This is a genomic window from Streptomyces sp. NPDC002476, from assembly GCF_042889785.1.
Taxonomy (GTDB): Bacteria; Actinomycetota; Actinomycetes; order Streptomycetales; family Streptomycetaceae; genus Streptomyces.
In genome coordinates, this window is the sequence record NZ_JBIARH010000016.1 from 152,798 (window position 1) to 176,157 (window position 23,360).

A 23,360-nucleotide genomic window follows, 5' to 3' on the forward strand; every position below is an offset into this window, starting at 1 on the left:
AGGGTCCTGGGGCAAGCGGGATACGGGCGGCGGGCGGCGGCCCGTACGGAAGGGGCCGGCCGATCGGCCCGCGGCGGCCCCGGGCGGGCGGCCGGCCGCGGCGGCACTCCGGGCAGGCTACCGGCGACCCGGTCAGCGCCCGCGCAGCCGCCGTACGAGGATGCTCGCGTCGCCCCGCGACTCCAGGTCGGCCAGCACCACGGCGACCGCCTCACGGACGATCCGGCCCCGGTCGACCGCGAGTCCGTGCTCACCGCGCAGCACGAGACGGGCGTGCTCCAGGTCCATCAGTTCCTCGGCCGAGACGTAGACCGTGATCTTCTCGTCGTGGCGCTCCCGGCCGCTGGGCCGCCGGTTCGCCCCGCGACCGCCGCCGCGCCTGCGCTGCTGCTGCACGGCGGGGACGGACGCCGCCTCCCGGTCCGGGGAGGCGGTCGGCCGGGACCTGCGCACCGGCTGCCCGGCCGCCGTCCTCCGCTCGCCTTCGGCGCCCCGGCCGCGCGGCTGCTCCACGTCGGCGTCCGCCGCCGTGTGCTCCTCCCGGACGTCGGCCGCCTCGGCCGCGCCCGTCCCGGACCCTTCGGCCCCGGGGTCGTTCTCACCGGCGGGACCCGGCACCCGGGCCTCGCCGTTCGCCTTGCGCCGCCGGTCCACCGGGGACGAGGACTGGAGGCCCATGCCCCCGGTGGTACGGAACAGCTCGTCGGCTCCGGGCAGACTCACTCGGCGTGACACCGGGCGAGCACCTCCCTGGCGAGCTGGCGATAGGCGGCGGCGCCGACGGAGTTCGAGGCGTACGTGGTGATGGGCTCACCGGCGACCGTGGTCTCGGGGAAGCGCACGGTGCGCCCGATGACCGTGTGGTAGACGTGGTCGTCGAACGCCTCGACGACGCGCGCGAGGACCTCGCGGCTGTGCACCGTGCGGGAGTCGTACATGGTCGCGAGGATGCCGTCGAGCTCCAGCTCGGGGTTGAGCCGCTCCTGGACCTTCTCGATGGTCTCGGTGAGCAGCGCCACCCCTCGCAGCGCGAAGAACTCGCACTCCAGCGGAACTATGACCTTGTGAGCGGCCGTCAGGGCGTTCACCGTGAGCAGGCCGAGCGAGGGCTGGCAGTCGATCACGATGTAGTCGTAGTCGGCCATCAGCGGCTTCAGGGCGCGCTGCAGCGTGGATTCCCGGGCGACCTCGCTGACCAGCTGCACCTCGGCGGCCGACAGGTCGATGTTGCTGGGCAGCAGGTCCATGTTCGGGACCGCGGTCTTCAGCAGGACGTCGTCGGCCGACATGCCCCGCTCCATGAGCAGGTTGTAGACCGTGAGGTCGAGTTCCATCGGGTTGACGCCGAGTCCGACCGACAGGGCGCCCTGCGGGTCGAAGTCGACGAGCAGGACCCGGCGTCCGTACTCCGCCAGCGCGGCACCCAGGTTGATGGTCGACGTGGTCTTGCCGACGCCGCCCTTCTGGTTGCACATCGCGATGATCTTCGCGGGGCCGTGGTCGGTCAGCGGGCCCGGGATCGGGAAGTAGGGCAGGGGCCGACCGGTCGGGCCGATCCGCTCGCGGCGCTGGCGGGCAGCGTCGGGCGCGAGGGTGGCCGCGTACTCCGGATCGGGCTCGTACTCGGCATCGGGGTCGTAGAAGTGCCCCTGGGGCACCTCGTCGAAGTCGGCGAAGCGGGCGGTCTCTCGGCCACTCTCGTTGCCGGCCATGGCGTTCACGTGTAGGCCGTCCATCATCTGGGGGGCTGTCGTCATGTGCTGGTTGGTGGCGAAGGTGCGGACAGCGACGGAGCCGACAGCCTCCGGCCCGTGCGGGCCCCGGCCCCGTGCGGGCATCCCTGGACGAACACCCCCGGGAGTAAATGTCGACTCATTCACAAGTCGTCTTACCTCCTTGGAAGTGACCAGGAAACTTATCGATAGGTCAGCGTGGCACCATGCCGACGATTGGCGACTCTATGGCGTGTCACCGCTTCGCAGCAACACAATCCACCGGACCCGGCCGGTCGTGTCGGCAATCGAACACCTCGCTGTCAAGAGTGCACGAGCATCGAGACGCACCTTTATCGGGGGCACGAATCGGTCGAAGGGCCGCGTTCGAGACGAGTTGAACGACGGCCGGCCGGGTCCGGGCACGCGTCGGGCCGGACCCTGCTCGGCAAGGTCCGGCCCGACGTATGAGGTTGACGGAAGGCGGAGAGGCACCCTCCCGCCCCGCTTGGACTGCGAAGCCCGCGGACTGCGCGGAACGTCAGCCGAGGAGCGTGCTCAGCTCGACGCGCTCCAGGCCGTGCGCCTCGGCGACCTGGCGGTAGACGACCTTGCCGTCATGGGTGTTGAGACCCTTGGCGAGGGCGGGGTCACGGCGCAGCGCCTCGACCCAGCCGCGGTTGGCGAGCTCCACGATGTACGGCAGCGTGGCGTTGGTGAGCGCGTAGGTGGAGGTGTTCGGCACCGCGCCCGGCATGTTCGCGACGCAGTAGAAGACCGACTCGTGGACCTTGAAGGTCGGCTCGGCGTGCGTCGTCGGGTGCGAGTCCTCGAAGCAGCCGCCCTGGTCGATCGCAATGTCGACAAGTACGCTTCCGGGCTTCATCTTGGCGACGAGCTCGTTGGTGACCAGCTTCGGGGCCTTGGCGCCCGGGATGAGCACGGCACCGATGACGAGGTCGGCCTCGACGACGGCCTTCTCCAGCTCGAAGGCGTTGGACACGACGGTCTGCACCTTGGTGCCGAAGATCTTGTCGGCCTCGCGCAGCTTGTTGATGTCCTTGTCGAGCAGCGTGACGTGGAAGCCCAGCCCGACGGCGATCTGCGTGGCGTTCCAGCCGGAGACACCGCCGCCGATGACGACGGCCTTGCCGGCCGCAGTGCCCGGGACACCGGCCGGCAGCACGCCGCGGCCACCGGCCGAGCGCATCAGGTGGTAGGCACCCACCTGCGGGGCCAGCCGGCCCGCCACCTCGGACATGGGGGCGAGCAGCGGCAGCGCGCGGTTCGCGGTCTCGACGGTCTCGTACGCTATGGCCGTCGTGCCCGACTCCAGGAGCGCGTCCGTGCACTCGCGGGAGGCGGCGAGGTGCAGGTAGGTGAAGAGCGTCTGGTCCTTGCGGAGGCGGTGGTACTCCTCCGCGATCGGCTCCTTGACCTTGAGCACCAGGTCCGCGGCGGCCCAGACCTCGTCCGCGGTGGGGAGGATCTGCGCCCCGGCGGCGATGTACTCCTCGTCCGTGATGGAGGAGCCGGCGCCCGCGTTCTGCTCGACGAGAACCTGGTGGCCGTTACGGACGAGCTCGTGCACACCGGCGGGCGTGATCGCCACGCGGAACTCGTTGTTCTTGACTTCGCGGGGGATGCCGACCTTCACGTCGATCACGGTCCTTGACTCAGAGGGTTACCCGGACATGGCTACACATACCCGGATAGACACTGCGTAAATGGAGACACCGCGAACACACGCGGTACAGCCAGTCTAATGAAGGATTTCATACTGTCTAGCCTTACAAAGCACTAATTTTCAGTCACCACACTACGGATTTCGTAGGCCGCACCCCCGCCTCGCAGCAGACTGTCGGCCAGGCCCCGGTGCAGCCGGGCCGCGGCCGGGTCGCCGAGCCGGTCGAACGTGTCGGCCAGCCGCAGTTGCAACGCAGCCTGGAGCCGCACGTCCCCGGCCCGCCCGGCCCAGTGCACCGCCTCCTGGCAGGTCTGCAGCGATTCGCGCGGCCGTCCCGCGCACTCCTGCACCCGGGCCGCCTCGCTCAGCGCCCGCGCCTGGGCCGGTACGTCGCCGAGCCTGCGGTACCCGGCAGCGGCGGCCCGCCAGTTCCGCAGGGCCTCGCCGTACCTCCCGGCATAGGTGTGGACGGCGCCCAGCCGCCCGTACAGCCTCGCCTCGTCGGCCCGCTCGTCCCGGGTGAGGCGCTGGGCCAGGGCCCGGCCGTACCAGTCGGCGGCCCGCTGGTAGTCCCCCAGTTCGGCATAGGCGCCGCCCACGGATTCCATCGCGCGGCCGGTGGCATACGGATCCTTCGCGGCCCGTCCGGCGTCCAGCGCGGCCCGGTAGCGGGCCAGCGCCTCCCGGGTGCGGCCGGTTCCCGCGTCGAGGTCGGCGAGGTTGAGCAGCGCCGCGGCCCGCTCCCGCGGCAGGTCCCGCCGCTCGGCGACGGCCAGGACCAGGCCGTGCAGTCCGTACAGGTCGGGCGCGGCGGCCTCGGTGCCCTCGTGCACGGCCAGCGCCCGCACCAGCGCCGACGCCAACCGCCTTGCCAGGGTGTCGAGTCCGCCGTCCGCCACGGCGAGCCGGGCCGATGCCAGCAGGGCGGGCCGACGGCTCCGCAGCCAGGCGGCGGCCTCGTCGGGACCGGGGAAGCGCAGGGAACGCGGCAGCGCGGCGAGCCCGCGGCGGGCCGGGGAACCCTCGGGCTCGGTGACCGCCCGGCAGGACTGCAGCAGCCGTACGGTCCGCTCCAGCATCCGGGCCCGGGCGAGCTGAACCTCCGCGGGCCGGTCCCTGGCCTCCAGCAGCGTCCACAGCAGCGGTTCGAGGCAGCCGGGCACCTCGTACTGCGGCCGGTCCGTCCCGTCGCTGCGCAGCAGCCCGAGGGCGACGAGGTCGTCGAGGGTCGTCCGGGCGGTGTGGACGGAGCAGCCCGAGAGCGCGGAGGCGCTGTGGGCGTCGGCCGTCCCGCCGGGGGCGAGGACGAGCAGGCGCAGCGTGCGGGCGGCGGCGGGCGGCAGGGAGTCGTGGACCAGCCGCAGGACCCGGGCCAGGGGGCGGGCGCCGATGGGCTGCCCGGGGTCGTCCGGCTGCTCGCGGAGCCGTCGGGCGAGGTCGGAGACCGAGGCCATGGGGTGGGCCGCGAGCCAGCCGCCCGCCATCAGCAGGGCGGCCGGCAGCCCGCCGCACTCCTCGACGAGGGATTCCGCGGTGCGCGGGTCGACGGTGATCCTCACGTCGCCGATGAGACCGGCGAGGAGCCGGACGGCCGAGGCCGCGTCCAGGCCGCCGAGCGTGCAGGGGCGGACATCCGGGATGCCGGTCAGCGGGCCCTCGGAGGTGGCGACGACGAGGCAGTCGGAGTCGTCGGGGAGCAGCGGGTCGACCTGTTCGGCGTCCGCGGCGTCGTCGAGGAGCAGCAGGGCGCGGCGTCCGGCGAGCGCCTCGCGGACCATTCCGGACAGTTCGTCACCGTCGGCGCCGGGCGGCCCCGCCACGCCCATCTGGTCGAGCAGTTCCCGGGCGGTGCGCTCGGTGGGGACCCGGGCGCCGCCGGGATCGGTGAGCCGGGCCCGGAACGGGCCGTCGCGGCGGTCGTCGTCGGCGAGCAGCCGACGGGCCAGCTCCCCGGCGAGCGCGGTACGTCCGGAACCGGGGCGTCCTGCGATCAGCAGGACCCGGGCGCGGGCGGGTTTGCGGCCGGCCAGAGTGTCCAGTCCGACGTGTTCGATGTCGGCGTGCAGCTGCTTCAACTCGCGTTCGCGGCCGAAGAATTGGGGCGCTGCGGCGTCGGACGTCCCTTCGCTCCCCGCCGTCTCGGCCGGGCTGCCGGTGTCCACCGCCTGATCCGTCACGGGCCACGCTCCACTTCCGCCGCACGCGTCGCCCGCCGAGGGTCCGGTCAGGGCGTTCCGAGCGTAGTTCAGCCGTGTGGACGATCGGTGTGGAGCGTGGCGCAGAGGTCCCCCATTCGGATCATCGTCTTGTCCGATCAGAGAATCCGATCCGCCTCCACCACCCGGTCCACCCGCGGTGTCCGGACCGCCCGGACCGCCCGGACCGACGGGCCGTCAGCTCTCGAACGGGCGGGCCGGCCACGGCGCCCCGGCCGGGCGCAGCGAGTCGATCCCGTCGCCCGCGAGCGCCGCCGCGAGCGAGAGGACCCCCACGACGAGGCAGTTGTTGTGCAGCTCCCCGGCGAGCACGCCCCGTACCAGCTCCTGGAGCGGCACCCGGGCCAGCTCCATGTCGGCCTCCTCCTCGGAGACCTCGAAGCGATCCCCGTCCGCCTCGGAGAGACCGCGGGCGAGGAAGATCCGTACGGCCTCGTCGCAGCCGCCCGGCGTGGTGTAGACGTCGGTCAGCACCCGCCAGTCCTCTGCCTTGGCGTACGCCTCCTCGTAGAGCTCGCGCTGCGCGGCGTGCAGCGGGTTCTCGCCGGGGACGTCGAGCAGTCCGGCCGGGATCTCCCAGAGCTTGTGGCGCACCGGGTGGCGGTACTGCTTCAGCACCAGGACCCGGTCCTCCTCGTCGAGAGCCAGCACGGCGACCGAGCCGGGGTGGACCTGGTAGTCACGGCGCACGACCGTGCCGTCGGGCATCACGACCTCGTCGGTGCGGACACTGGTCTTGTTGCCGGTGAAGGGCGTCCCGGTCGCGGTGACCTGCCATTCCTCGGGCGTGTCCTGGATACCCATCTACGTCCTTCCGCAGAAAACTGAAACCGGAGCACGTGTCCTGGTCGGACCCGTACCCCGGTCAACGTTAATGCCTGCGTACCGCCGGACTACTTGCCCGAGGCGGCACGCTGCCCGCCACCGGCCTTCGCGCCCACCTTGCGCGCGACCGCCGCCTTCACCAGGCCGGCGAAGAGCGGGTGCGGGCGGGTCGGGCGGGAGCGGAGCTCCGGATGCGCCTGGGTGGCGACCAGGTACGGGTGGACCTCGCGCGGGTACTCGACGTACTCGACGAGCTTGTTGTCCGGGGAGGTGCCGGAGAAGACCAGTCCGGCCTTCTTCTCCAGTTCGGCGCGGTAGACGTTGTTGACCTCGTAGCGGTGGCGGTGGCGCTCCTCCACGTACGGCTCGCCGTCGTAGGCCTCACGGACCAGCGAGCCCTCGGCGAGCTTCGCCGGGTACAGGCCGAGCCGCATGGTGCCGCCCAGGTCGCCGGCGCCCTCGACGTAGGCCAGCTGCTCCTCCATCGTCGAGATGACGGGGTGCGCGGTGGCGGGGGCGAACTCGGTGGAGTTGGCGTCGGAGATCTCGGCGAGGTTGCGCGCCGCCTCGATCACGACGCACTGGAGGCCGAGACAGAGGCCGAGCAGCGGCACCTTGTGCTCGCGGGCGTACTGGATGGCACCGATCTTGCCGTCGACGCCGCGGTCGCCGAAGCCGCCGGGCACGCAGATCGCGTCGACGCCGGAGAGCCGCTTGGCGGCACCGGCCGGGGTCTTGCAGTCGTCGGAGGCGACCCACTCGACCTTGACCCGGGCCTTGTTGGCGAAACCGCCGGCCCGGATGGCCTCGGTGACCGAGAGGTAGGCGTCGGGCAGGTCGATGTACTTGCCGACGAGCGCGACGGTGACCTCGTGGTCGGGGTTGTGGACACGGTCCAGCAGGTCGTCCCAGGTGGTCCAGTCGACATCGCGGAACGGCAGGTCGAGCTTGCGCACGACGTAGGCGTCCAGGCCCTCGGTGTGCAGCACCTTCGGGATGTCGTAGATCGACTTGGCGTCCACACAGGCCACCACGGCGGCCTCGTCGACGTCGCACATCAGCGAGATCTTGCGCTTGATGGCGGTCGGCACGTCGCGGTCGGCGCGCAGCACGATGGCGTCCGGCTGGATACCGATGTTGCGCAGCGCCGCGACGGAGTGCTGGGTGGGCTTGGTCTTCAGCTCGCCGGACGGGCCGATGTAGGGAAGCAGCGAGATGTGCACGACGAAGACGTTGTCCCGGCCGACCTCGTGGCGGACCTGGCGGACGGTCTCCAGGAACGGCAGCGACTCGATGTCGCCGACCGTGCCGCCGACCTCGGTGATCACGACGTCGACGTCGTCGGTGGCCATGCGGCGGATGCGGTGCTTGATCTCGTTGGTGATGTGCGGGATGACCTGCACGGTGTCGCCGAGGTACTCGCCGCGCCGCTCCTTGGCGATCACCTGCGAGTAGACCTGGCCGGTGGTGACGTTGGCCGAGCCGTCGAGGTCGACGTCCAGGAAGCGCTCGTAGTGGCCGATGTCCAGGTCGGTCTCGGCGCCGTCGTTGGTGACGAACACCTCGCCGTGCTGGAAGGGGTTCATCGTGCCCGGGTCGACGTTCAGGTACGGGTCGAGCTTCTGCATGGTGACCCGGAGTCCGCGCGCCTTGAGCAGGGCGCCGAGGCTGGAGGCAGTCAGACCCTTGCCGAGGGAAGAGGCGACACCCCCGGTGACGAAGATGTGCTTGGTCGTCGTGGATGTGGGCTGCATAGCCAAAGGGGGCTCCCGTGGTCGCGGTCTTGAGGGGCGTTCCGGTCTCGCCGTCCGGAGGGGTCCCGGCGGGGCCAGTCGCTGCGGTTCGGGGGCCGCGTCTGCTGTCGCCGACGACCACCGGTCCACGGGCTACCAGGGTATCAGCGACAAAGGGGGCCTGCTTCCGGCCACATCCCGCACATTCGCCACACGAGATCATCGCAAGCCGTCCATGCCGCACCGTTCGGGGAGGACCCGTTGTCGAGACGGTCGCGCGGACCACCCGGGTGCGTCGTATCCTGCTCGGACACTCGCTGCGGGCGAGGTATCGGGTTCGCAGGTTTTCCCCCCACATCTTTTCCCCCACCACAATCCCTCGCGGTGACCTCCTGACCCGCAGTAATGCCCTACGGGGTGACATGGCCGTTCGACTGGAGACGCACGTGGCCGGGCGCATCGAGGATTACGCACTCATCGGAGACATGCAGACCGCCGCCCTGGTCTGCCGGGACGGCACAGTGGACTGGCTGTGCCTTCCCCGATTCGATTCTCACGCCGTTTTCGCGGGACTGCTGGGTACCGAGGAGCATGGCTTCTGGCGCCTGGGTCCGGCGTGGGAGGACGAGGAACAGCCCCCGTCCGCGGCCCGCCGCCGGTACCGGGGCGACTCCCTCGTCCTGGAATCGGAATGGGACACCCCGCGCGGAACGGTCAAGGTGACCGATTTCATGCCGCCGCGTGACGGCGCCCCCCAGGTGATCCGGATCGTGGAGGGCGTCAGCGGCCGGGTGCCGATGCGTTCCGAGCTGCGGATGAGGTTCAGCTACGGCCGTGTGACGCCCTGGGTGCACAAGATCGACGGCCGTACGGTCGCCGTCGCCGGCCCGGACTCGGTCTGGCTGGACACCCCGGCCGACACCTACGGCGAGAACCTGACGACGTACTCCGACTTCACGGTCACGCCGGGCGACCGGATCGCGTTCACGATCAGCTGGCAGCCCTCGCACCACGAGCCGCCGAGCCTGCCGGACCCGGAGGGTTCGCTGGAGGCCACCGAGGAGTTCTGGCGCGAGTGGGTCGAGCAGTGCACGTACCACGGGCCCTACCGGGAGGCCGTGGTCCGCTCGCTGATCGTCCTCAAGGCGCTGACGTACGCGCCGACCGGCGGCATCGTCGCGGCCCCGACCACCTCGCTGCCCGAGGACATCGGCGGCTCCCGGAACTGGGACTACCGCTACACCTGGCTGCGCGACGCCGCGATCACCCTGTCCTCCCTGCTGCGCACCGGCTACCGCGAGGAGGCCCGCGCCTGGCGGGAGTGGCTGCTGCGGGCGGTCGCCGGTGACCCGGAGAACCTGCAGATCATGTACGGCATCGCGGGCGAGCGCGAGCTGGGCGAGGCCGAGCTGGACTGGCTGCCCGGCTACGAGAACTCCGCCCCGGTCCGGGTCGGCAACGGCGCGGCGGGCCAGCTCCAGCTGGACGTGTACGGCGAGGTCATCGAGGCACTGCATCTCGCCCACATGACCGGGCTGACCCGCAACGACTACGCGATGGGCCTCCAGCTCAAACTGATCGAGTACTTGGAGAAGCACTGGGGCGAGCCGGACGAGGGCATCTGGGAGGTGCGCGGCCCGCGCCGCCACTTCGTCCACTCGAAGGTGATGGCCTGGGTGGCCGTCGACCGCACGATCAAGTTGATCGAGTCCGGGGACGTGGAGGGCCCGGTGGAGCGGCTGCGCGAACTGCGCGACGAGATCCACCGCGAGGTCTGCGAGCGGGGCTACGACGAGGAACGCAACACGTTCACGCAGTCCTACGGCTCGAAGGAGCTGGACGCCTCCCTCCTGCTGATCCCGCAGATGGGCTTCCTGCCGCCGGACGACAAGCGCGTGATCGGCACGATCGAGGCGATCCAGCGCGAGCTGTCCACGGAGGACGGCTTCGTGCTGCGCTACCCCACCCACGGCGAGGATGCTGGAGTGGACGGCCTGGAGGGCGACGAGGGCGCGTTCCTGGCCTGCTCGTTCTGGCTGGCGGACGACCTGGCGATGATCGGCCGGGTCGACGAGGCCCGCCAGCTCTTCGAGAGGCTGCTGTCCCTGCGCAACGACCTGGGGCTGCTCGCCGAGGAATGGGACCCCCGGCTCCAGCGACAGGTCGGCAACTTCCCCCAGGCGTTCAGCCATGTCCCGCTGATCGACACCGCGCTGCGCCTGACGGCGAGCGGGGCGTACGTCGGCTGAGGGGCCGGCAGCCTGATTCGGCGCCCCGGCCGGTATCTTCCCGGACCGGGGCGACCGCCCGTAGGACCCGAGTGGAAACGCGAGGCCGGAGCCAGTGGAGACGCAAGGTGCAGTCCCCGTGGAGACACAGGGCGGAATCACCGTGCAGCGGGCGCTCGAACTGCCGGGACTGCGCAGCGGGCTCCCCGAGGTGGTGGCCGGCGCGGACCGGCTGAACCGCACGGTGCGCTGGGTGCACGCCGGCGAGGTGCCGAACATCGCCTCGCTGCTCAAGGGCGGTGAGCTGCTGCTCACCACCGGTCTGGGGCTCGGCACCCGCCCCGCCGAACAGCGGGCCTTCGTCCGCAGGCTCGCCGACCGGGGCATCGCCGCCCTGGTGGTGGAGCTCGGGCCGCGCTTCGGCCGGCTGCCCGCCTCCATCGTCGACGCCGCCCGCGCGGCCGGTCTGCCGCTGGTGCAACTGCACCGGGAGGTGCCGTTCGTGACGGTGACCGAGGAGATCCACACCGAGATCGTCAACGGTCACTACGCGCTGCTGCGGCAGGCCGAGGACGTGCACCGGCGGTGCACCCAGGCGCTGCTCGGCGGCGGCGGGGTGCCCCAGGTGCTGGGCATCCTGGCGGACTTCGCGGCCACCCCGGTCTTCCTGGAGACGGCGGACGGTCAACTGCTGTACGCGGCGGGCCCCGGCTCCGGCCCGGTGTGCGCCGATCCGCTCCAGGTGTGGGAGGGCCTGCGCGGTGGCCGGGCGGCCCGTGAGTCGCCGCCCGTCGGCTCGGTGCTGGTGGACGTGCCGGGCGGTGGTCCGGGGACCGGTTCGGTTCGGGCCGGGCTGGTGCTGCCGGCCGTGTCGGGGCCGCTGCTGCCGGTGCACCGGATGGCGGCGGAGCGGGCGGCCGGGCTCCTCGCGGTCGTACTGATGCAGGCACGTCAGGAGGAGGAGCTGGCCGCGCGTGGTCGGGGCGACTTCCTGACGGATCTCGCGGAGGGCCGGATCGCACCGGAGGACGCGCCGGCGCAGGCCCGCGTGCTGGGCTTCAAACCGGGTGCGTCGCCGCTGCTGCCGGTGGTGATGCGGCTGGCGCCCGAGTTGTCCGGGTCCGGGAACTGGGCGCTGCTGGCGCGGGCCGTGCTGGACGAGCTCTCGTCCGTGGGGGTACCGGTGCTGCTCGGGGTCCGGCCGGTGGAGGGCCGGGTTCCGGTGCTGCTGGGGCTGCGGGCCGAGTCGGAGCGCACGGCGGTCGCGGACCGGGTCGCGGCGGCGCTGCGGGCCGGTGTGGAACGCGCCGGTCTGGAACGGGCCGGATCGCATCCGCCGGTCGTGGTGGTGGGCGTCGCGGGTGGCTGGGCGGCGGCCGGTGCGGGGCTGCGGCACGCCGCCGAGACGGCGACCGCGGCGCAGGGCCTGGGCGACCGGCCCTGGTACGACGCCCGGCGACTGGACATCGACCTGCTGCTGTGGCGGCTGCGGGACCACCCCGATCTGGCGGCGTTCGTGGAACGGGCGATCGGTCCGCTGCGCGATCACGACCGGACCTCGCGACCCCCGCTGCTCCCGACGCTGGAGACGTATCTGGCCCATGCGGGCCGCAAGGCGGAGACGGCACGCGAACTGCACCTGAACCGCCAGACCTTGTACAACCGGCTGGCCCGCATCGGCGAGTTGCTCGGCACCGATCTGGACGACCCGCAGACGGTGCTGGCCCTGAGCCTGGCGCTGCGGGCCCGCCGTCACACGCCGCGGTGATGCGCGGGGAGCGGCGGGCGGACCGCTCACCGCGCCCGCGGCATCACCAGAGGGCGCGTCAACTCGTCGTAGATGCTGAGCACGTGGACGATGGTGTCGTCCTCCGTGGGCCAACTCGCGGCCTGGGAACGCCCGGCGGCCACCAGCCGCGCACGCCGCTCCGGATCGCCGAGCAGTCCGGCCACCGCGCGCGCGAGCGCCTCCGCGTTCCCGTACGGCACGAGCTCCGCCCCGTCCCCGACGAGTTCGGGCACTCCCCCGACGGCAGTGGCGACCAGGGGGACGCCCAGCCGCAGCGCCTGCTGGGCCAGCACCGGGCGCGCCTCCCAACGGCTGGGCAGCACGGCCAGGTCGGCGGCGGTGAGCAGTTCCGCGATGTCCTCGCGCTCGCCGATGAGCCGGACCGGCAACTCCTCCTCCCTGATCCGGCGTTGCAGGGCCTGCCGTTGCCGCCCCTCCCCTGCGACGATCAGCAGCGGCGCGGTGCCGGGATCGCGCCAGGACCGAGCGGCGTCGAGCAGCAGGTCGTACCCGTGGTGCGGCACGAGACTCCCGTACGAGAAGACCAACGGCCGCCCTACCGCACCGAGTTCGGCACGCGTCTTGGCCGGATCGATGCGGTCGTCCGGGTGTGTTAAAGGGGCCGAGACCGGGGAGAGCCGGGCATCGCGCGCTCCGCGCATCCGTGCCCGGTCGACCAGTTCCGACGTCGTGCCGAGCACGACCGCCGCCGCCCGGGCCGCCCTTCGCTCCATGAGACGGAGCAGCCGGGCCCGGGCGCCCTCGCCGTGAGCGCGGGCGTGCCAGGTGACGACCAGCGGGATCCGGCGCCCGCCGAGCGCGAGCGCGGCGCGTACGGCGGCGTGCGGGCCGTGCGCGTGAACCACGTCCGCCGCCCTGCAGGCGGTACGCAGGGCGGCGACGGCTGCGGGGTCGCTGCGCCGCGGCACGGGAGCGAAGCAGGCCCCCGTACCGGTGAAGTGGTGGAACCGGTCGAGTGCGGCCGGGGCACAGACGGTGACGTGCACGCCCCTCGCCACCAGTCCGGCGGCCAGCGAGCTGACGTGGGCGCTGCTGCCCGCGCTGCCGCCGCCCAGGACGTGGACCGTACGCAGCTGTGACACGTTGGTTGGCTCCCGGGGCTCCCGAGTCGGCGAAAAGGGCATCGCCAAGGATGCCAGTCCGTACGCACGTTCCGGCACAGTCAGGCCAACGTCCCGCCCGTACTCCGGCGACCGACCGCGGCGCACCACTCCCATGGGTGAATTGGCGGCACGGGGTTGCCACGTCGGCGTGACAGGCCGAAGGTCCGTGGCCCGCGGGCCGTCGCCCGGGGCGGGCGGGGGCCGCTGCCGTGCCGCCGGACCGGGGCGCTCCGGGTCCGGGGGTCAGCCGCGCCCGGCGCCCGGTGCCACCCGGTCCCACGCCGCCCGGTCCCACAATGACCGGACGAGCCCGCTCACCCGCTCCCCGTACACGGCGGCGGCGACGAGCCCCGTCGCGTGAGCGAGCAGTCCGGCCCGGCCGCGTCCCGCGACGACGGCGACACCGAGCGCCGCGCCCAGGGCGTGGGCCCCGGTGTCCCCGATCATGGTGCGCTCGCCCAGGTCGTCCCCGACGAGGGCCGCCGCCGCGCCCATCGGCGCGGCCGCGAGCACAGCGGCGGTGCCGCCTCCCGGCAGACCCGGGGCCCCGAGCGCGAGCACGGTGACGGCGGCAGCGGCGGGACGTACGTCCACCAGATTGACCAGGTGCGCGGTCGCGGCGATCACCACCCCGGCCAGGAGCCGGTCGACGGGACGTTCCTTCATCAGCGCACCGGCCGCGAGCCCGGCCGCCCCGACCCCGAGCAGCTTGACGGCACCGCTGGTCACCTCGCCGTCCCGCAGCGCACCGAGGTGGGCGCGGAACCCCCGGCGCGGATCGTCGGCACCGGCGAGGTCGTCGTACGCACCGCAGCCCGCCGCCGCCAGCACCGCGAGCGACGCGGCGCACCGGGTACGGGCCGGCAGCGGCAGAACGGCCGCCCCGGCCGCGGCGCCGAGGGCGACGGCCGGTCCCGCGTACAGATTGATGCTCCGGCCCCCGTGGTTGACGCGCCGCCAGCGCTCACGCGGACGGGACCGCAGTACGCGATACGCGCCCGCGGCGACCGCGGCCGCGACGGCGCCGGACACCACTGTTCTGCCGAAAGCCGCTCCCATGCGGGCCAGACTACGGGACGGGCCCGCCGGGCCCGTCCGGCGGAGCCCGGCGACGACCACGACGGGACGGCCGCCGGCGCCGGGCCGACCCGCCGGCGACCACGACGTGAAGTTCCGCGGACAGCCGTGCCGCCACGCCTGCCCGCGACGACGTCCGTCCGCTACACGGCCGCCCGAGCAGCGGCCAGCAGCTCCTCCGCATGGGCTCGTGCCGTCTGCGAGTCCTCCTGGCCCGCGAGCATCCGGGAGAGCTCCCGCACCCGGTCCTCGCCCTCGAGGACCGTGACCCCGCTGCTGGTCACCGCCCCGTCGACCGTCTTCTCGACCAGCAGTTGCCGGTCCGCGAAGGCCGCCACCTGCGGCAGGTGCGTGACGACGACGACCTGCGCGGACCGGGCGAGCTTCGCGAGCCGCCGCCCGACCTCGACGGCGGCCTTGCCTCCGACACCCGCGTCGACCTCGTCGAAGAGATACGTGGGCACGGGGTCGGAACCGGCGAAGACCACCTCGACGGCGAGCATCACCCGGGACAGCTCACCGCCCGACGCCCCCTTGGCGATCGGCCTCGGCTGGGCGCCCGGATGTGGTGCCAGCAGGAGCTCGACCTCGTCGGCGCCGGACGGCCCGTAGAGCACGCTGCGCCCGCCGACGTCGATGCCGGAGGCATCGTCGGCCGCCTCGGTCTGCCGGACGGCGAAGGACACCCGGGCGTGCGGCATGGCGAGCGAGGCCAGTTCCTCGGTCACCGCCTCGGCGAAGCGTGCCGCCGCCTCCGTGCGCGCGTCGGTCAACTCCTGCCCCAGTACGGAGAGTTCGGCGCGCAGCGTGTCGCGTTCGGCGGTCAGCTCGCCGATCCGGTCGTCGTCGCCCTCCAGCTCGGTGAGCCGGGCGGAGCCCTCCTCGGCCCAGGCGAGCACGGCGGTGATGTCCTCGCCGTACTTGCGGGTGAGCGCGGCGAGCGCGGCGCGCCGCTCCTCCACCGCGGCGAGCCGCAGCGGATCGGCGTCCAGCCGGTCGGCGTACCCGGCCAGCTCACCGGCCACATCGGTCAGCAGGATCGAGATCTCACCGATCCGGTCGGCGAGCGCGGCCAGGGCCGGGTCGTGGGAGCGTACGGCGTCCAGCGCGCGTCCGGCGGCCGCGACCACCGTCGTCGCGTCGACGCCCTCCGGGTCCTCCGGATTCCCCGCGAGCGCGGTGTGCGCGAGGGCCGCCGCGGAGGCGAGCGCCTCGGCGTGGCCGAGCCGCTCCGCCTCGGCGGCCAGGTCGGCGTCCTCGCCCGCGAGCGGTTCGACCGCGGCGATCTCGTCGAGGCCGAAGCGCAGCAGATCCGCTTCCTGGGCGCGTTCGCGGGCGCGTGTGGTCAGCTCGTCGAGCTCCGTGAGCACGGCCCGCAGTCGCCGGTACGCCGTCGTGTACCGGGCCAGCGGGACGGCGACGCCGTCGCCCGCGTACCGGTCGAGGGCCTGCCGCTGCCGGGCAGGCTTGAGGAGCCCCTGCTGGTCGGTCTGGCCGTGCACGGCGACGAGTTCGTCGGCGAGTTCGGCGAGCACCCCGACCGGCACGGATCTGCCGCCGAGATGCGCCCGGGAACGCCCCTCCGCGGAAACGGTACGGCTGATCAGCAGGGCCCCGTCGTCGAACTCGGCCCCGGCCTCCTCCGCCCGCGACGCCACCGCGTCGCCCTCGGACACCGTGATCCGTCCCTCGACGACCGCCGCCCTGGACCCGATCCGCACCAGGGCGGGATCGGCGCGTCCGCCGAGCAGCAGCCCCAGGCTGGTGACGACCATGGTCTTGCCCGCGCCGGTCTCACCCGTCACGGCGGTGAACCCGGGCGACAGCTCGACCACCGCGTCGTCGATGACTCCGAGCGACCGTATCCGCATCTCCTCCAACACGGACATGACCTTACGAGGTCCGGGCCCCGAAGTGCGACGGGCCCCGCCTCCGCGGTTCACTCTCCCGTGTGCACCTCGCGTGTCCGGTACCGCCGCCGGAGGAACGTCCGACGGTGCGTACGGGGCGCCTCGCGGCCCCGGAACGGCGGGCCGGTACGGGCCCGCCTCGCCCCCGGGAACGGCCGGTCACTGCGGGGCGCCGCGCCACCCCGAGACGGGCAGGGCGAACTTGGCCACCAGCCGGTCCGTGAACGAGGCGTGGTGCAGCCGCGCCAGCCGTACGGGCACCGTGCCACGCTGCACCTCGACCCGCGCACCGGCCGGCAGCGCCACGGTCCGGCGTCCGTCGCACCACAGCACCCCGTGCGGGGCGTGCTGCTGGACCTCGACGGCGAGCACCGAGTCCGGCGAGGTCACCAGCGGCTTGGCGAACAGCGCGTGGGCGCTGATCGGAACCATGAGCAGCGCCTCGACCTCGGGCCACACGACGGGGCCGCCCGCCGAGAAGGCGTAGGCGGTCGATCCGGTCGGGGTCGCGCAGACGATCCCGTCGCAGCCGAACCCGGTCACCGGACGGCCGTCGATCTCCAGGACGACCTCCAGCATCCGCTCGGGCGACACCTTCTGCACGGCCGCCTCGTTGAGCGCCCAGTCGGTGTGGACGACGTCGCCGTTGCTGCGCACCACGACATCGAGCGTCATCCGTTCCTCGACCTGGTACTCCCGGGTGACGACCCGGTCGACGACCTTGTCCAGGTCGTCGCGCTCGGCCTCGGCGAGGAAACCGACCCGGCCGAGGTTGACGCCGAGCATCGGCACCCCGGAGGCGCGGGACAGTTCCGCGCCGCGCAGCAACGTCCCGTCCCCGCCGAGCACGATCAGCAGCTCGCAGCCGTCCATGGCCCCGGGGGTGGCGTCCGTGACCGTCTCGACGGACGGCGGCAGCGGCAGATCCGCCGCTTCGATGGCCAGTACCCGCACTCCGAGGCCGCTGCGCAGCAGCCCCTGTACGACCAGTTCGGCGCTGCGGATCGCGGCCGGACGGCCGGTGTGTGCCAGAAGAAAGACAGTTCGTGCCGCATTCGTCGTCAACGAGGCCCCTCCGCCACTGCACGGTCGACATCCGCGGGATCCAGCTCCGGTGCTCCGGCCCGCAGCCACAGAAAGTACTCGACGTTCCCGGAGGGCCCCGGCAACGGGCTCGCCGTCACCCCCCGCACCCCGAGGCCCAGTTCCCAGGCCCGGCGTGCCACCTCACGCACCGCCTCCGCCCGCAGCGCGGGGCTGCGCACCACCCCGCCGCTGCCCAGCCGTTCCTTTCCGACCTCGAACTGCGGCTTGACCATGAGGACCAGGTCGGCGTCGGGGGCGGCGCAGCGCGCCAGGGCGGGCAGGACCAGCCCCAGCGGGATGAACGAGAGGTCGCCGACGACCAGGTCCACGGGCTGCCCGTCGATCGCCTCCGGCGTCAGCTCCCGCACGTTGGTGCGGTCCTTGACGGTGACGCGGTCGTCGGACTGGAGCGACCAGGCGAGCTGCCCGTAGCCGACGTCGACGGCGACGACGTGACCGGCGCCGGCCCGCAGCAGGACATCGGTGAAGCCGCCGGTCGACGCGCCGGCGTCCAGGGCGCGCCGTCCTTCGACCTCCAGCCCGAGAGGCACGAAGGCGGCGAGTGCGCCCGCGAGCTTGTGCCCGCCCCGCGAGACGTACTCCGGGTCGCTGTCGTCCTTGATCACGACGAGTGCCGCACTGGTCTCGACCTGGGTGGCGGGTTTGGTCGCGGTGTTGCCCCCGACGGTCACCCGCCCCGCGGCGATCAGCTGGCTCGCGTGCTCGCGCGAGCGGGCGAGCTTGCGGCGTACCAGTTCGGCGTCGAGGCGGCGACGTGCCACTCCTGCCACGTTCGGTTCAGCTCCTGTTGTCGTACGAGGGCATCGGCGCGGGTACCGGTGCGGGTGCGGGCCCGGCGTCCAGCGCGGTCAGCGTGGAGCGCAGGCCCTCGTGTACATCCTCGTACACCTGGACGTGTCCCTCCGCCGGGAGGTGGTCGGCATCGGCGAGACGTTCCAGCCAGGCGTCGATCCCGGCGTCCCCCGTGGAGGTCCGGGCGATACCGAGGGGCGCGGGGGCGCCGGGCTCGGGAAGGGGCGCGGCACCGGGGGACGCACCCCCGGCGACCGGGTACGCCGCCGCTTCGGCGGAAGGAGCCCCCGGCGCTGTCGCGGGCACTGTTCCGGCCGCCGCACCGGGCCCCGGCATCGAGTCGCTCATGCGGGAAACGCTACCGCGAAGAGCTGCGGTACCGTCGGTCACGATGGCGACCATGGCTGAGTGCCGCAGCGCACTCGACAGACTTTCCGACAACCTCGCGGGGGCGGACGGCGACGTGCGCAGCGCGGCCGCTCTGGACCGTTCGCTGAGCTGTCACGTCAAGGACCTCGACGTCACCTTCGTCGGCCGGCTGACCGATGGCCGGATCCAGGTGCTGAGCACGGTGGACGGACCACCTCGCGAGAAGGCCGAGATCCGACTGGCGATGAACGGCGACGATCTCGTGGCGATGGTGGACGGCGAGCTGAACTTCGCGAAGGCGTGGGGATCGGGCCGGGTCCGTCTGGAGGCCGGCTTCCGTGATCTGCTGAGGCTCAGGACGCTGCTGTAACGGCCCTGCGGGCGGGGCCCGGGCCGGACCGGCCGTGCCGCTGTCAGCCCTCCGCCGACGAGCCCGCCGGCACCCCGTCCGCGCTGCCGTCCCGGCCTGCGCGCGGCCGGGGCACCACCGGCGCTACAGGCCCAGCCGGGCGAGCGCCTTCCCCGCGTCCAGGCCGCACGAACCGTCCCCGGCGTACGACCACGCCGCGCCGCACAATGCCCGCAGCCCGTCGAGCACGTCGTCGCCCTCCCCTTCCAGCACCAGTTCCTCGCCGCGCACCGAGGCGCTCCAGCCGCGGCAGCCGAACCGGTCTCCCGCCCCTGTCACCTCGGGCTGCCCCGTCAGCAGCCCCCGCAGGTCCGCGTCGACGTAGGTGGGCCGGTGCTCCGGCCCGGCGGCCAGCAGCGGGGCTGCGTCCGTCACCCCGGTGAGCACGAGGAGGGAGTCCACACCGCCGTTGAACGCGCCCTCGATGTCCGTGTCCAGCCGGTCCCCGACGACCAGCGGCCGCTCGGCCCCGGTCCGCAGTACCGTCTCCCGGTGCATCGGCGGCAGCGGCTTCCCTGCGATCTGCGGCTCGGCCCCGGTCGCGATGCGTACGACCTCCACCGCCGCCCCGTTCCCCGGCGCGATGCCCCGGGCGCTCGGAATCGTCAGGTCCGTGTTGGACGCGAACCACGGCACCCCGCGCCTGATCGCGTACGCCGCCTCCGCGAGCCGCCCCCATGTCATGCCGGGCCCGCCGTACCCCTGCGCCACCGCGGCCGGATCGTCGTCCGCCGACTCCACCGGCACCAGACCGCGCTCCCGCAGCGCGACGCGCAGCCCCTCGCCCCCGACCACGAGCACCCGCGCCCCGGCCGGCAGCTGATCGGCCATCAGCCGGGCAACCGCCTGCGCGGAGGTGATCACATCGGTGGGCCCGGCCGGAATGCCGAGCTCGGTCAGGTGCGCGGCGACGGCGTCCGGCGTCCGCAGCGCGTTGTTGGTCACGTACGCGAGGTGCATCCCGCCGTCGCGCGCCGCGCCCAGGGAGTCGACGGCGTGCGCGATGGCGCGACCGCCCGCGTACACCACCCCGTCGAGGTCCAGCAGCGCCGTGTCGTACGCCTCGCTCAGGGCGGTGCCGCTGCCGCTCGGCCTGGTCCTGCTCGCCTGACTCATTCTTTGCGCTCCTCGGTACGGGCTTCTGTCCCGATCATCGCGCATCCCGGCCGCGCACTTACGATGCAGTGATGAACACATCAGGCCCGGCCCACCGGGGACTGCGTCTGGTTCCGTTCCGCGGACTGCGTTACGTCCCCGAGCGGGTCGGCAGTCTCGCCGCGGTGACCTCACCGCCCTACGACGTCGTCGTGCGCCCCGACGGACTGCATCACCTGGAGTCGGCGGATCCGCACAACATCGTCCGGCTGATCCTGCCGCAGGCGGACACGGCCGCGGCCCGCAACAAGCAGGCCGCCGAGACCCTGGACCACTGGCTGGCCGAGGGGATACTCGCCCCCGACCCCACGCCCGCCCTGTACGTGTATGAGCAGCGGAACGCCGAGATCCTGCAGCGCGGCATCGTCGGGGCGCTGGCGCTCTCCTCCCCGGACGAGGGCGTGGTGCTGCCGCACGAGGACGTGATGGCGCACGTCGTCGAGGACCGGGCCGACCTCATGCGCTCCACGGCCGCCCATCTGGAACCGCTGCTGCTCACGTACCGCGGCAACGGCGATGCCTCGGGCGCGGCCGGTGTCGTCGAGCGGACCGTCGACCGTCCGCCGCTGCTCGCGACGACCACGGAGGACGGTTTCCGCCACCGGCTCTGGGCGGTCACCGATCCGGCCGACCGGGCCGAGATCGTGACGGATCTCGCCCGCCACCAGGCCCTGATCGCCGACGGCCACCACCGCTGGGCCACCTACCTGCGCCTTCAGCGCGAGCACACCACACCCGGCCCCTGGGACTTCGGCCTGGTCCTGCTCGTCGACACGGCCCGCTATCCGCTCCGGGTCCGCGCCATCCACCGGCTGCTGCACCGGCTGCCCGTCGCCGACGCGCTTGCCGCGCTGACCGGTCTCTTCCGCGTCCGTGACGTCGAGGGCCCGCTGCCACACGCCCTGGACGTGCTCGCCGGGGCGGCGGCCGAGGGGAACGCCTTCCTGCTCGCCGGCGACGGCGGCTTCCACCTGGTCGACCGCCCCGACCCCGCGCTGTTGCGCCGCACGGTCCCGGCCGACCGCCCGGCCGCCTGGCGGTCCCTCGACGCGACGGTCCTGCACGCGGCCCTGCTGGATCACGTCTGGCGGATCCCGGACGCCCCGGAGCACATCGGGTACATCCACGACACGGCGGCGGCGGTGGAGCAGGCCGAGCGGCGCGTCGGAACGGCGGTCCTGATGCACCCGGTGCGCGAGGACGTGGTGCGGGACCTCGCCCGGCAGGGTGTGACCATGCCGCGCAAGTCGACGTCCTTCGGCCCCAAGCCGGCCTCCGGGCTGGTGCTGCGGAGTCTCACTCTCGACGACTGATTCCGGACATGAGAGAGGGGCGGCACCTGCTGCGGGTGCCGCCCCTCTTCCATGTCTCACGCCTCGGAGGAACCGTCCTCGTCCTTGGCGTCGCGCTCGTGCCCGGCCGACGCGGCGTCCGCCGCCGGGGCGTCCGCGCGCTCGTTCCCGGGTTCGCCCTCGTTCCCGTCGAGAGCGTCCACGAACTCGACTCCGTCCAGCTCGGCCAGCCGGTCGGACGCGTCCGTCACGCCGTCCTTGTCAGCCTCCAGCGCCTTGCCGAACCACTCGCGCGCCTCGTCCTCGCGCCCGGCGGCCAGCAGGGCGTCCGCGTACGCGTACCGCAGTCGCGGCGTCCACGCGTGCACGGCGTTCGAGGCGAGTTCGGAACTCTGCAGCGTGACGATGGCGGCGTCGATCTGTCCCAAGTCACGGCGGGCCCCGGCCGCCACCAGACGCATCTCGACCTGACCGGCCTTGTCCAGCTTCCGCACCTCGGGCTCACCGGCCATGGCCAACGCCCGCTCAGGACGTCCCAGTCCCCGCTCGCAGTCGGCCATGACGGGCCACAGGTCCACCGAACCGGTCATCCGCCTGGCCGCCCGGAACTCCGCGAGTGCCTCCGAGTACTTCTGCGTCGCGTACGCGGCGAACCCGGCCGCCTCACGCACGGCGGCGACTCTCGAGGCCAGCCGCAGAGCGACCCTGGAATACGTGTACGCCTGCTCGGGGTCCTCGTCGATCAGCCGGGCCACCATCACGAGGTTCCTGGCCACGTCCACGGCGAGGGTCTTCGGCAGGCTCATCAGCTCCTGCCGCACGTCCTTGTCGATCTCGTCACCGGTGACGTCCTCCGGGATGGGAAGCCGCTTGACGGGCTCGCGGTCACGGTCGTCACGCCGTCCGTACCCGCCCCTGTCGTCGCGCCCCCGGTAGCCGCCACGGCCACCGCGGTCGTCGCGCTGCCCGCGGTATCCGCCGCCGTGGCTGTCGTCGCGTCGGTATCCGCCGCCCTGACGTCCGCCGCGGTCGTCGTCGCGACGCGGACCCCGGTACCCACCGCGGTCGTCGTCCCGACGCGGCCCACGATCCCGATCCCGATCACGGTCGTCACGACGGAACCCACCACCGCGCCGATCATCGTCACGACGGAACCCACGGTCCCGGTCGTCCCGACGATCATCCCGACGAGGCGTGCGAGGCCGGTCGTCCCCACGCTCGTATCCGCCGCCCTGACGTCCGCCGCGGTCGTCGTCGCGACGCGGACCCCGGAACCCACCACCGGCGGGGCGGCCCTCGTCCCGACGGAATCCACCGCCGGAGCCGCCGTGGCTGTCGTCGCGTCGGTATCCGCCGCCCTGACGTCCGCCGCGGTCGTCGTCGCGACGCGGACCCCGGTACCCACCGCGGTCGTCGTCCCGACGCGGCCCACGATCCCGATCCCGATCACGGTCGTCACGACGGAACCCACCACCACGCCGATCATCGTCACGACGGAACCCACGATCGCGGTCGTCCCGACGATCATCCCGACGGAACCCACCACGGTCGTTGTCACGGCGGTCGTTGTCACGGCGGTCGTTGTCACGGCGCGAGTTGTCGCGGCGCGGGCCGCCGAAGCGGTCGTCACGGCGCCCCGCGAAGCCGCCCCGGTCGCCACCGTCCCGGCGACGCGGCTCGCGTTCCGAACGATCGTCGGGAGAGTTGGTGGACATCGGCGTGACTCCTGTTCATCTGGCGTTACAAGACATTCTCGCGCAGTCGGTCATCCGGCGCGCTACAGCACAAAAAGGACCCTTGGTCCCAGCGTGAACGCTGGGACCAAGGGTCCTTGAAAGATTGTTCGGCGGCGACCTACTCTCCCACAGGGTCCCCCCTGCAGTACCATCGGCGCTGAAAGGCTTAGCTTCCGGGTTCGGAATGTAACCGGGCGTT

At 72.9% G+C, this 23,360-nt stretch carries 19 protein-coding genes and 1 rRNA gene; 4 read left to right on the forward strand and 16 right to left on the reverse strand.

What is annotated here, in order from left to right:
• Positions 1–132 precede the first annotated feature (132 nt).
• The 6 genes from ACFYXM_RS20170 to ACFYXM_RS20195 all read right to left on the reverse strand — a co-directional run bounded on the left by ACFYXM_RS20170 (position 133) and on the right by ACFYXM_RS20195 (position 8,194).
• Positions 133–723 (reverse strand): hypothetical protein, encoded by a 591-nt coding sequence (locus ACFYXM_RS20170; RefSeq protein WP_389291065.1) that lies wholly within the window; start codon positions 721–723, stop codon positions 133–135.
• Positions 720–1,838, reverse strand: coding sequence for a ParA family protein (locus ACFYXM_RS20175; protein ID WP_351523306.1), 1,119 nt, complete (start codon positions 1,836–1,838; stop codon positions 720–722). The genes ACFYXM_RS20170 and ACFYXM_RS20175 overlap by 4 nt, the downstream gene beginning before the upstream one ends.
• 415 nt (positions 1,839–2,253) lie before the next feature.
• Entirely contained in the window at positions 2,254–3,369 is a 1,116-nt protein-coding gene (gene ald / locus ACFYXM_RS20180) for an alanine dehydrogenase (RefSeq protein ID WP_389291066.1), read from the reverse strand.
• A 143-nt stretch (positions 3,370–3,512) separates the two neighbouring features.
• Positions 3,513–5,576, reverse strand: coding sequence for a tetratricopeptide repeat protein (locus tag ACFYXM_RS20185; RefSeq protein WP_389291034.1), 2,064 nt, complete (start codon positions 5,574–5,576; stop codon positions 3,513–3,515).
• A gap of 216 nt (positions 5,577–5,792) precedes the next feature.
• A complete protein-coding gene (locus tag ACFYXM_RS20190; RefSeq protein ID WP_389291036.1) occupies positions 5,793–6,419 on the reverse strand; it encodes an NUDIX domain-containing protein in 627 nt (208 codons plus the stop codon).
• 89 nt (positions 6,420–6,508) lie between these two features.
• Positions 6,509–8,194 (reverse strand): CTP synthase, encoded by a 1,686-nt coding sequence (locus ACFYXM_RS20195; protein WP_389291038.1) that lies wholly within the window; start codon positions 8,192–8,194, stop codon positions 6,509–6,511.
• Positions 8,195–8,619: 425 nt separating this feature from the next.
• Here ACFYXM_RS20195 and ACFYXM_RS20200 point away from each other — a divergent pair, with 425 nt between their 5' ends.
• Both ACFYXM_RS20200 and ACFYXM_RS20205 read left to right on the forward strand, forming a co-directional pair.
• Positions 8,620–10,422 (forward strand): glycoside hydrolase family 15 protein, encoded by a 1,803-nt coding sequence (locus ACFYXM_RS20200; protein ID WP_389291068.1) that lies wholly within the window; start codon positions 8,620–8,622, stop codon positions 10,420–10,422.
• Positions 10,423–10,540: 118 nt separating this feature from the next.
• Positions 10,541–12,169 (forward strand): PucR family transcriptional regulator, encoded by a 1,629-nt coding sequence (locus tag ACFYXM_RS20205; protein ID WP_389291040.1) that lies wholly within the window; start codon positions 10,541–10,543, stop codon positions 12,167–12,169.
• Positions 12,170–12,195: 26 nt separating this feature from the next.
• Here ACFYXM_RS20205 and ACFYXM_RS20210 read toward each other — a convergent pair whose 3' ends face one another.
• The 6 genes from ACFYXM_RS20210 to ACFYXM_RS20235 form a co-directional block, all read right to left on the reverse strand.
• Positions 12,196–13,293, reverse strand: coding sequence for a glycosyltransferase family 4 protein (locus ACFYXM_RS20210; RefSeq protein WP_389291042.1), 1,098 nt, complete (start codon positions 13,291–13,293; stop codon positions 12,196–12,198).
• A 264-nt stretch (positions 13,294–13,557) separates the two neighbouring features.
• Positions 13,558–14,373, reverse strand: coding sequence for a hypothetical protein (locus ACFYXM_RS20215; RefSeq protein ID WP_389291044.1), 816 nt, complete (start codon positions 14,371–14,373; stop codon positions 13,558–13,560).
• A gap of 161 nt (positions 14,374–14,534) precedes the next feature.
• Positions 14,535–16,280 carry a DNA repair protein RecN gene (gene recN, locus ACFYXM_RS20220; protein WP_389291046.1) on the reverse strand — a complete coding sequence of 582 codons (1,746 nt, stop codon included), beginning with the start codon at positions 16,278–16,280 and terminating at the stop codon, positions 14,535–14,537.
• A 180-nt stretch (positions 16,281–16,460) separates the two neighbouring features.
• Positions 16,461–17,366 carry an NAD kinase gene (locus ACFYXM_RS20225; RefSeq protein WP_073791584.1) on the reverse strand — a complete coding sequence of 302 codons (906 nt, stop codon included), beginning with the start codon at positions 17,364–17,366 and terminating at the stop codon, positions 16,461–16,463.
• A complete protein-coding gene (locus ACFYXM_RS20230; protein WP_073791583.1) occupies positions 17,363–18,178 on the reverse strand; it encodes a TlyA family RNA methyltransferase in 816 nt (271 codons plus the stop codon). Before ACFYXM_RS20230 ends, ACFYXM_RS20225 begins: the two co-directional genes overlap by 4 nt.
• A gap of 7 nt (positions 18,179–18,185) precedes the next feature.
• Positions 18,186–18,548 carry a hypothetical protein gene (locus ACFYXM_RS20235; RefSeq protein ID WP_389291048.1) on the reverse strand — a complete coding sequence of 121 codons (363 nt, stop codon included), beginning with the start codon at positions 18,546–18,548 and terminating at the stop codon, positions 18,186–18,188.
• Between the two features lie 43 nt (positions 18,549–18,591).
• On the opposite strand from ACFYXM_RS20235, the gene ACFYXM_RS20240 reads away from it, so the two are divergent.
• Positions 18,592–18,939: an SCP2 sterol-binding domain-containing protein gene (locus ACFYXM_RS20240; protein WP_389291050.1), complete on the forward strand. Its 348-nt coding sequence runs from the start codon at positions 18,592–18,594 to the stop codon at positions 18,937–18,939.
• Between the two features lie 123 nt (positions 18,940–19,062).
• Here the strand turns inward: ACFYXM_RS20240 and ACFYXM_RS20245 are convergent, their stop codons facing one another.
• Positions 19,063–20,094 (reverse strand): HAD hydrolase-like protein, encoded by a 1,032-nt coding sequence (locus ACFYXM_RS20245; protein ID WP_389291052.1) that lies wholly within the window; start codon positions 20,092–20,094, stop codon positions 19,063–19,065.
• A gap of 71 nt (positions 20,095–20,165) precedes the next feature.
• On the opposite strand from ACFYXM_RS20245, the gene ACFYXM_RS20250 reads away from it, so the two are divergent.
• Entirely contained in the window at positions 20,166–21,446 is a 1,281-nt protein-coding gene (locus ACFYXM_RS20250) for a DUF1015 domain-containing protein (protein ID WP_389291053.1), read from the forward strand.
• 56 nt (positions 21,447–21,502) lie between these two features.
• On the opposite strand, the gene ACFYXM_RS20255 is transcribed toward ACFYXM_RS20250, so the two are convergent.
• From ACFYXM_RS20255 to rrf, 3 genes are all read right to left on the reverse strand, one after another.
• Positions 21,503–22,231, reverse strand: a complete 729-nt coding sequence (locus ACFYXM_RS20255; RefSeq protein WP_389291055.1) for a hypothetical protein — start codon at positions 22,229–22,231, stop codon at positions 21,503–21,505.
• Positions 22,231–23,013 carry a hypothetical protein gene (locus tag ACFYXM_RS20260; protein WP_389291056.1) on the reverse strand — a complete coding sequence of 261 codons (783 nt, stop codon included), beginning with the start codon at positions 23,011–23,013 and terminating at the stop codon, positions 22,231–22,233. Before ACFYXM_RS20260 ends, ACFYXM_RS20255 begins: the two co-directional genes overlap by 1 nt.
• 253 nt (positions 23,014–23,266) lie before the next feature.
• Positions 23,267–23,360, reverse strand: a 5S ribosomal RNA gene (rrf, locus tag ACFYXM_RS20265); the annotation flags it as partial.